Origin of the sequence: Protofrankia symbiont of Coriaria myrtifolia (genome assembly GCF_900634755.1) — a bacterium.
In the GTDB taxonomy this organism is placed as follows: domain Bacteria; phylum Actinomycetota; class Actinomycetes; order Frankiales; family Frankiaceae; genus Protofrankia; species Protofrankia coriariae.
This window is the reverse complement of record NZ_CAAAFS010000222.1, coordinates 1-8,440: the sequence shown is the minus strand read 5'-3', so window position 1 is coordinate 8,440 and position 8,440 is coordinate 1. Positions and strand designations below refer to the sequence as shown.

6 protein-coding genes, 1 tRNA gene and 1 pseudogene are annotated in these 8,440 nt (G+C 70.7%); 2 read left to right on the top strand and 6 right to left on the bottom strand.

From position 1 onward, the window contains the following. Positions 1–126 precede the first annotated feature (126 nt). Positions 127–1,797 carry a recombinase family protein gene (locus CM1CMNOD_RS12535; RefSeq protein WP_083828278.1) on the top strand — a complete coding sequence of 557 codons (1,671 nt, stop codon included), beginning with the start codon at positions 127–129 and terminating at the stop codon, positions 1,795–1,797. On the opposite strand, the gene CM1CMNOD_RS12530 is transcribed toward CM1CMNOD_RS12535, so the two are convergent. Further along, positions 1,779–1,862 (bottom strand) — tRNA-Leu (locus CM1CMNOD_RS12530). The genes CM1CMNOD_RS12535 and CM1CMNOD_RS12530 overlap by 19 nt on opposite strands. 367 nt (positions 1,863–2,229) lie before the next feature. Between CM1CMNOD_RS12530 and CM1CMNOD_RS12525 the strand changes: the two genes are divergently transcribed. Then, positions 2,230–4,824, top strand: coding sequence for a Tex family protein (locus CM1CMNOD_RS12525; protein WP_013873981.1), 2,595 nt, complete (start codon positions 2,230–2,232; stop codon positions 4,822–4,824). 327 nt (positions 4,825–5,151) lie between these two features. Here CM1CMNOD_RS12525 and CM1CMNOD_RS24055 read toward each other — a convergent pair whose 3' ends face one another. The 5 genes and pseudogenes from CM1CMNOD_RS24055 to CM1CMNOD_RS12505 all read right to left on the bottom strand — a co-directional run. After that, positions 5,152–5,745 carry a GNAT family N-acetyltransferase gene (locus tag CM1CMNOD_RS24055; RefSeq protein WP_050803788.1) on the bottom strand — a complete coding sequence of 198 codons (594 nt, stop codon included), beginning with the start codon at positions 5,743–5,745 and terminating at the stop codon, positions 5,152–5,154. A gap of 63 nt (positions 5,746–5,808) precedes the next feature. After that, positions 5,809–6,132 (bottom strand): annotated as a pseudogene (locus tag CM1CMNOD_RS24050) (GNAT family N-acetyltransferase); the annotation flags it as partial. A 320-nt stretch (positions 6,133–6,452) separates the two neighbouring features. Then, a complete protein-coding gene (locus tag CM1CMNOD_RS12515) occupies positions 6,453–6,890 on the bottom strand; it encodes an NUDIX domain-containing protein (protein WP_043603633.1) in 438 nt (145 codons plus the stop codon). 202 nt (positions 6,891–7,092) lie between these two features. Beyond that, positions 7,093–8,034: a TerB family tellurite resistance protein gene (locus tag CM1CMNOD_RS12510; RefSeq protein WP_013873978.1), complete on the bottom strand. Its 942-nt coding sequence runs from the start codon at positions 8,032–8,034 to the stop codon at positions 7,093–7,095. A 101-nt stretch (positions 8,035–8,135) separates the two neighbouring features. Further along, positions 8,136–8,440: hypothetical protein (locus tag CM1CMNOD_RS12505; RefSeq protein WP_207387492.1), on the bottom strand; the 305-nt coding region annotated here is incomplete at its 5' end.

The following is an 8,440-nucleotide window of genomic DNA, read 5'->3' as shown; positions in this document are numbered from 1 at the left end:
TAAGCGCCATTGGGCCATGAGCCTGCTGCGCCTGTTACGCCGCTGCATGGACGCAAAGACAGCAGCCGGCAAAAACTCCCCGTCGCGTCGGGAGAACACGACCGAACGACAGGAAGGGAATTCTGAATGATCAGATTTGCGTTCGAAGGACGATGCTCGACCGAGGACCAGCAGGACCCCGAATCATCACGCGCCTGGCAGGTTACCCGCGCGAAGGCGCTGATCGAACCACACGGTGGGGAGATCGTCGTCGAGTATTTCGACGCCGGACAGTCCCGGGCCGTGCCCTGGCAACGCAGGCCAAAAGCGAACGATCTGCTACAGTCACTCAAGGATCCAAACCGGGGATTCGACGCGGTCGTCATCGGGGAACCGCAGCGAGCGTTCTACGGCAACCAGTTCGGCTTGGTCTTCCCCCTGTTCGCGCACTACGGCGTGCCACTGTGGGTACCCGAGGTCGGCGGTCCGATCGACCCGAACAACGAAGCCCACGATCTAATCATGTCCGTGTTCGGGGGAATGTCAAAGGGCGAACGCAACCGGATCAAAGTGCGGGTCCGCGCCGCGATGGCCGCCCAAGCGGCGATGGAAGGCCGTTTCCTGGGCGGCCGGCCACCCTACGGCTACCAACTGAGCGACCTGGGACTACACCCGAACCCGGCCAAGGCTGCCGACGGTCGACGGCTGCATGGTCTCGCACTGTGCGAAGAAACCGCACCGATCGTGGTAAGAATCTTTACCGAATTCGTCGGCGGACGCGGCCTGTTTGCGATCGCAGAGGGACTGACCCGCGATGGTATCCCCTGCCCCTCGGCACACGACCCGGCCCGTAACTCCCACCGCACCGGCGCAGCCTGGTCGAAAGGCGCGATCCGCGCGATCCTCACCAACCCCCGTTACACCGGCCGGCAAGTATGGAACCGGCAACGCAAGGACGAAGTCCTCCTCGACGTCGACGACGTCAACCTGGGACACACCACCAAACTGCGCTGGAACCCCACCGACACATGGATCTGGTCGGAGAACACCGCCCATCCGGCAATTATCGACCCGAAGCTGTTCACCGACGCGCAACAACTCCTCGCCAGACGCGGACGAGGACCCGGCGACCAGAAAACCCCACGAACCCGCCACCCCTACATCCTGCGCGGAGCGTTCCACTGCGGGATCTGCCAGCGCAAAATGCAGGGCCACTGGGTCCGCGGCGCCGCCTACTACCGCTGCCGCTACCCCCAGGAATACGCCCTGGCGAACCACATCCACCACCCCAGCAACGTCTACGTCCGAGAAGACGCCGTCCTGCCCGCCCTCGACACCTGGCTCGCCACCACCCTCACACCACCACGACTAACCGACACCCTCGACGCGATGACCACCACCCAGAACGTTCCCACCGGCCAGAACCAGGCCACGGAACGGGCACGTCTGACCATCGCGGACTGCACGACCAAACTCACCCGCTACCGAGCCGCTCTCGACGCCGGCGCCGACCCTGTCATCGTCACAACCTGGATCGCCCAGACCCAGGCCGACCGGGCAGCCGCCGAACGCCAACTCCGCGAAGCCACCACAGACAGCGACCGGCGGATGAGCCGAGACGAGATCGCCGCCCTGGTCGAGGCCCTCGGCGACATACTGACCGCCCTCACCGAGGCCGACCCAGCAGACAAGACCGAGGTCTACCGCCAGCTCAGCCTGCACCTGATCTACCAGCCCGCCACCCAGACGGTACAAGCCGAAGTGAAGATCAACCCACGTTACCGTGGGGTAATGGTCGGTGTCCGAGGGGGGACTTGAACCCCCACGCCCTTAGAGGGCACTAGCACCTCAAGCTAGCGCGTCTGCCATTCCGCCACCCGGACCTGCAACGAACCAAGACTCTACACGGCTTGCGGGCGGATCGGTGTGGGGGTCGCCACCATCCGGGAGGAGCCTTCCGGATCTTCGGAAACCCCACGATTCCGATCTTCGGAAGCCCTGTGTCCCAGGCGGACGGGGCCAACGCGACGCGGCCCCGTCCGGCCGGATCGGGCCGCGCCTGTGACCCCGACCGGGCGAGCTGGTCGGGCCAGCCCGGGAACGGCCTGGATCGCTCTGAGTCATCCCGGAGCGATCAGGTACCGGCCCGGGGCTGATGAGACGGGGCTGATGCGTCGGTGGGCCCGCCGGTCGGGCAAGCTGGTCCCCGACACCTCATCAGGACCCCGGCCACGGAGGCGGATCGAGATCGTGACGACGTCGGTTCATCGCAGGATCGCCGAGGAGCTCGGCGTGCGTGAGGGGCAGGTGACTGCGGCCGTCGACCTGCTCGACGGCGGGGCCACCGTGCCGTTCATCGCCCGCTACCGCAAGGAGGCGACCGGCATGCTCGACGACGCCCAGCTGCGGACCCTTGAGGAGCGGCTGCGCTACCTGCGCGAGCTGGAGGACCGGCGCGCCGCGATCCTGGAGTCGATCCGCGCCCAGGGCAAGCTGGACGACGCGCTCGAGGCGCAGATCCTGGCCGCCGACTCCAAGGCCCGCCTGGAGGACATCTACCTGCCCTACAAGCCCAAACGGCGCACCAAGGCCCAGATCGCCCGGGAGGCCGGTCTGGAGCCGCTCGCCGAGACGCTGCTGGCCGACCCGTCGCAGGATCCGCAGGCGACGGCCGCCGCCTTCGTCGACCCGGACAAGGGTGTCGCCGACACGGCCGCGGCTCTCGAGGGTGCGCGGGCCATCCTGGTCGAGCGTTTCGCCGAGGACGCGGACCTGATCGGGACGCTGCGTGAGCGGATGTGGACGCGCGGCCGGCTCGTCTCCCGGGTGCGGGAGGGCCGGCAGGACGCCGGCGCCAAGTTCGCCGACTACTTCGACTTCGCCGAGCCCTTCACCTCGCTGCCCTCGCACCGGATTCTGGCGCTGTTCCGCGGCGAGAAGGAGGAGGCCCTCGACCTCACTCTCGAACCGGAGCCCGCCGACGCGGACGGTGCCGGCGGGCCGGCCGCCGGCGGGGACGGCGCTGACGCCAACGGGCCGGCGGCAGCGACAGCGACAGCGGCCGTGGCCATGCCCCGGCAGGCGGCGGCACAGCCGAGCAGCTACGAGGTCACCGTCGCCGCGCACTTCGCTGTCGCCGACAACGGCCGCCCGGCCGACCGCTGGCTGCTGGAGACGGTCCGCTGGGCGTGGCGGACCCGCATCCTCGTCCACCTCGACATCGACCTGCGGATGCGACTGTGGCAGGCGGCGGAGGACACCGCCGTCCGGGTGTTCGCGGTGAACCTGCGCGACCTGCTGCTGGCGGCGCCCGCCGGCGCGCGGGCGACCATGGGGCTCGACCCGGGGCTGCGCACCGGCGTGAAGGTCGCGGTGGTCGACCCGACCGGCCAGGTGGTGGCGACCGAGACGATCTACCCGCACGAGCCGCGGCGGCGCTGGGAGGAGTCGATCGCCGTCCTCGCCCGGCTGGCGCGCGCCCACAACGTCGAGCTGGTCGCGATCGGCAACGGGACCGCGTCCCGGGAGACCGGCAGGCTCGCGGGCGAGCTGGCCAGGCGGCATCCGGAGCTCAGGCTCACCTCGGTGGTGGTGTCCGAGGCCGGCGCGTCGGTGTACTCCGCGTCCGCCTATGCCTCGCGGGAGCTGCCCGAGCTGGACGTGTCGCTGCGCGGCGCGGTGTCCATCGCCCGCCGGCTGCAGGATCCGCTGGCGGAGCTGGTCAAGATCGACCCTCGTTCGATCGGGGTCGGCCAGTACCAGCACGACCTCTCCGAGGTGAAGCTGTCGCGTTCGCTGGACGCGGTGGTGGAGGACTGCGTCAACGCCGTCGGTGTCGACGTCAACACCGCCTCGGCGCCGCTGCTGACGCGCGTGTCGGGCATTGGCGAGGGGCTGGCGGAGAACATCGTGCGCCACCGGGATGCCCACGGTCCGTTCCGGTCCCGCCGGGCGCTCGTCGACGTCCCGCGGCTGGGGCCGAAGGCGTTCGAGCAGTGCGCCGGCTTCCTGCGCATTCGCGGCGGCGACGACCCGCTGGACGCCTCCAGCGTGCACCCGGAGGCGTATCCGGTGGTACGCCGCATCCTCACGGCCACGGACAGTGATATCACGGCGGTGATCGGTAACAGTTCGACGTTGCGGGCGCTGCGGCCGACGGACTTCGTCGACGACACCTTCGGTCTGCCGACCGTCACCGACATCCTCCGGGAGCTGGAGAAGCCGGGCCGTGACCCGCGTCCGGCGTTCCGGACCGCGGCGTTCGCCGAGGGTGTGGAGACGCTTGCCGATCTCGCGCCCGGCATGGTGCTGGAGGGTGTCGTCACCAACGTCGCCGCGTTCGGCGCGTTCGTCGACGTCGGAGTGCACCAGGACGGGCTCGTCCACGTCTCGGCAATGTCGCGGAACTTCGTCTCCGACCCGCGCGAGGTGGTCAAGCCCGGCGACATCGTCCGGGTGAAGGTGCTCGACGTCGACATCGCCCGCAAACGCATCTCGCTGACGCTGCGGCTCGACGACGACAACAACACCGGCGGCGGCCGGGCCGACCAGCGCGCGTCGTCGGGTTCGTCATCGGGTTCCGGGCGCCGCCGCGAGCGCGATGCCGGGGGCCAGGGCCAGGCCGGTCCCCGTGAGCATGGCGCCGCCGGCTCCGGGGCCGCCCGCGGCGCGCGTTCCGGTGGGGCGCGTTCCGGTGGGGCGCGTTCCGGCGGGACACAGCCCCGCGGCCGCCGCGGCGGGTCGAACGACGTGCCCGACGGTGCGCTCGCCGACGCGCTGCGCCGCGCCGGTCTCATCGACGAGTTCGGCAACAGCGTCAGCCAGCCGAAACGGACCGGCCTCTGACCCACCCAGCCGGCCGGCCCGTTCACCCGGCCGGCTGAGGACAGCGCCCGCGGCGTGGGCGGTGCGAGCGGTGCGGGCGGTACGGACGGCCGTTCTGGCCCGATGACTGACGGTTTTTACCCGACGGTCGACAGCGTCGTGTCCCGGCGCAGCGACACGGCGAAGGAGAAGGAGACGGCGACCAGGGCCGCGCGGACTCCCAGCGCGAGGCCGACGGCCGGGCGCGACGGCTGCGCCGTACCGCCGGCCAGGGCGATCGACCTTCGAACCTGGCCCGTGTCGGCGAGGAGGCCAGCGTGCCGCCGGTGTCGTAGCGGTCTTCCGCTGTCAGGACGTCGAGGGCCGGTCCACGCGGTACACGTAGTGCAGGGGATCGTCGGCGGGGTTGTCCGGTGTGATGGGCCCCTGTCCGACGCGTCGGAGGCCGGCTTTCTCCAGGGCACGCCACGACACCCGGTTGGCCGCCACGACCGGCACCACGACGCAGGTGGCCTCAGGATGGTCGGACCAGGTCCGTGCGACCATTGAGGCGATCATGCGGGTGCCCAGGCCGTGCCCGGTCTGGGCGGGTTCGCCGATCAGGTAGTCGATGCTCATGGCACCGGCAGGGACGTCGACGATGGGTGCCAGGTCGTCGCGGTACTCGGGGTAGTCGGCGAGGCGGCAGCGTTGCACCAGCCCGACGGGCCGGTCGTCGAGCAGGGCGAGGAAGTCCTCCGACGGCTCCTCGCCGCGGGCCGCGGGGCCGAAGTCGCGGTGGACGGCCTCGGACGTGGTCTCGTGGTTCCACCACCGGGCAACATGTGGTTGCTCCAGCCATCCCCGCAGCAACGCGAAGTCGGGCTCGTCAAGCCGCCGCCAGGTGACTGTCACAGATCGCTGGCCTGCTGGACGCCGGCGGTGCTCAGCGGGTTTTTCCATGTCGATGAACTCCACGGCCCCGTAGCCGTCGAACGTCTCGGTGTGCCGTCCGGTCTCGGTGAAACCGAGGCGCTGGTACAGGCGGATGGCGCGTTCGTTGAAGGCCGCGACGTGGAGTGTGACCCGGCGCCGCCCGTAGATGGGGCGGGCGAACTCCAGGCCGGCCAGCACGAACCGTTCGCCGAGCCCGCGGCCGGTGAGATCGGGCCGCAGGCCGAACCCGTAGAACAGCGCGTCGTCGTGGAGTTCGAAAAAATAGAAGCCGACGAGGGTGCCGTCGTCGTCGCGGGCGGCGAAGAACCGTTCGGGGTTCTTCACGGGTAAGCCGTCACTGTCGTAGAAGTCGTAGGGCGGGTCGTAGCACCAGGCGTCGTGCTCCTGGAACATGGCGTCGTCCGCCGGTTCGATCCGCACCGCTCCCGCCCCGAACGCCGGTCCCGCACCGTCAGCGTGATTCTCCCACGGAACGCCGGTGTCGCCGAGGTCTGGTGGGATCCGTTTTCCTCCGTTTCCCTGCCTCCGCGGCAGGAGGCGGACGAGGCCCTGCCTCGTGGCCCGTTCTTCGGGCGGTGGCGGTTCGGTTTCGGCCCGTGTCCGCTCGGCGTCGGTCGGGGCGGAGGGGCAGCGGCGCGTCCATGCCATGACTCAGCCCCGCCGGGCCCGTCCCCGCGCGGGCCGCGTGTGCGTGAGCGTGCCGCGGGTCCCGGTCAGCGACCCGCCGCATGCCAGCCGGGCCGACGGCTGCCCACCCAGTCGAGAATCATGTCGGTGAGGGTCGCGGGGCGCAGATCAAGATTTGGCAGCTCGCGTAACGCGACGGAGTTGATGTCGATGTCGTCCTTCCGGCTCCCGATCTCCGCACCCCACGGCAGATCGGCGGCGAACACGACGTTCAGCTCGTGGAACCGTCTGTCGTCCTCGACGTAGGTGTGTTCGACGCAGCCGATGAACTCCAGATCACTGGCACCGAACCCGGCCTCCGCGGAGGTTTCTCGGCGTAGCGCGGCTTCCACGGTCTCCCCGGGCCCGACGTTGCCGCCGGGCAGGAAGTACCAGAACTGACCGCGACGGTTGGCCAGCAGTACGCGGTCCCCTGCGAGGATGACGGCACGGGCGCTGACCTCGGTCGGCATGGTGGGGGGCATCGGCGCTCCAGACCAGGACGTGTCTGACGGATGTTGGTCGGTGCGGGCGGTGATCCAGGCGGTCTCCGGTTCGGCGAGGCCCGGGCGACAGGTGAGGCCGGGCGACAGGTCCGGTGGCGGCCGGGTCCCGCTCCACCCGCGTCGACGTGACCCCGCATGGACGTGACCCCGCATGGTCGCCTCCCGCGGCCACCGGAACCGATCACGTAAGACCGGGCGCGACGGTCTGCGCGGCGAACTCGGTCGGGTCGAGGCCGAGCTCGCCGATCACCTCCCGCACCACAGCCTGTTCACTCGGTGTGAAGTCGCCGTCGATGCGGCCGATGACCTCACCGATGCGGACCACCGCGGCGGCCTCGCCGACCCGGCCCCGCACCTTCGTGATCTCGGCAAGGGCGGCCAGCTTCCCGGTGGCGACATCGGCCTGCAGCCGGGTGAGATGGCTGTCGAACAGCGCCTCCAACTCGTCCGCCGGGAACTGCGACATCACCGGGTCGGTGGCCACGAAGCCCCGCAGCCCGTCGCGTTCCGCCGGGTCGACACGCCCGTCGGCGGCGGTGACCAGGGCGCACATCGCCACCGCCGCGTCCCGGAACCTGTTGCTGCGCAGCTCGTCGCGCCGGGCGGCGAGTTGCGCGCGCAGGGACGCCAACGAGGGGCGCAGCCCGGCCCAGCCCGGCTCCCGACCGGCCGGGACCGCGCCCCGCCACAGCGGCCAGCCCTCCGCCAGCCAGCGTCGTACCACCCAGGCGACCGGCAGCGGACGCAGCCGGGTCGCCAGCAGCAGGCCGATGTCGACGGCCCGCACCCTGTTCCCTCGCCAGGTCTCCGGCAGCGGGACGGCCGCCGGCCAGTCGGCGGCGAACAGGATCGTCAGGCTGTGGCCGGCCAACGGCTCCCCGGCAGCCCGGTCGAAGGGTGCGTCGGCGTGCTCCACCGCGCCGGCGAACCGCCACGCGGACGCCTTCGGGCCGCCGAGACCGTCGAGATGGCGGTCAAGAGCGGGCTCGATGCCCTCACCCGACTCGACCGGGCCGCCCGGCAGGACATACCAGGCGTCTGCGGAAGGCTGGGCCAGTAGCACCCGGTCCGTCACCCGCGCCAGTAGTCGGACGTCGAGAGCCACCGACGAGCGTGCGGACATCCACAAACTCCTCCCGTCGCGGACACGCAGCCGCACCCGAGGATCGGGCCGACGCCATCATCCCCCAGCCGTGACGATCCGACGTCATCGGATGTCGGATGTCATCGGATGTCAGTCGGTCGACCGGCCTGTCGCAGTGGCTGCCACCGTGGCGGGCGAGACAGCCCGGCCAGCGACGACTCACCCTCAAGCTGGCTGGTCGCCATCCCGACGAGTAACGCACCGCCGCCGAGCCCCCGGTCCCGCTGCTTGAGCGGCCCGATCCCCTCGTCGAGCGCCCCGACGATGCCGAGCCGGTCGACGACCTCGGCTACCGCGACCAACCCGGCCGACCCCGTCACCGTTGGATCCGGCGTCCCGATCCGCACCCGCTCCCGCCGACGCCGACCCAACCCCCGGCCTGGCC

Excerpts from the sequence above, each read along its gene's own strand:
- CM1CMNOD_RS24055 (WP_050803788.1), bottom strand. The coding sequence starts at position 5,745 with ATGGAAAAACCCGCTGAGCACCGCCGGCGTCCAGCAGGCCAGCGATCT.
- CM1CMNOD_RS12535 (WP_083828278.1), top strand. The coding sequence starts at position 127 with ATGATCAGATTTGCGTTCGAAGGACGATGCTCGACCGAGGACCAGCAG.
- CM1CMNOD_RS12510 (WP_013873978.1), bottom strand. The coding sequence starts at position 8,034 with ATGTCCGCACGCTCGTCGGTGGCTCTCGACGTCCGACTACTGGCGCGG.
- CM1CMNOD_RS12515 (WP_043603633.1), bottom strand. The coding sequence starts at position 6,890 with ATGCCCCCCACCATGCCGACCGAGGTCAGCGCCCGTGCCGTCATCCTC.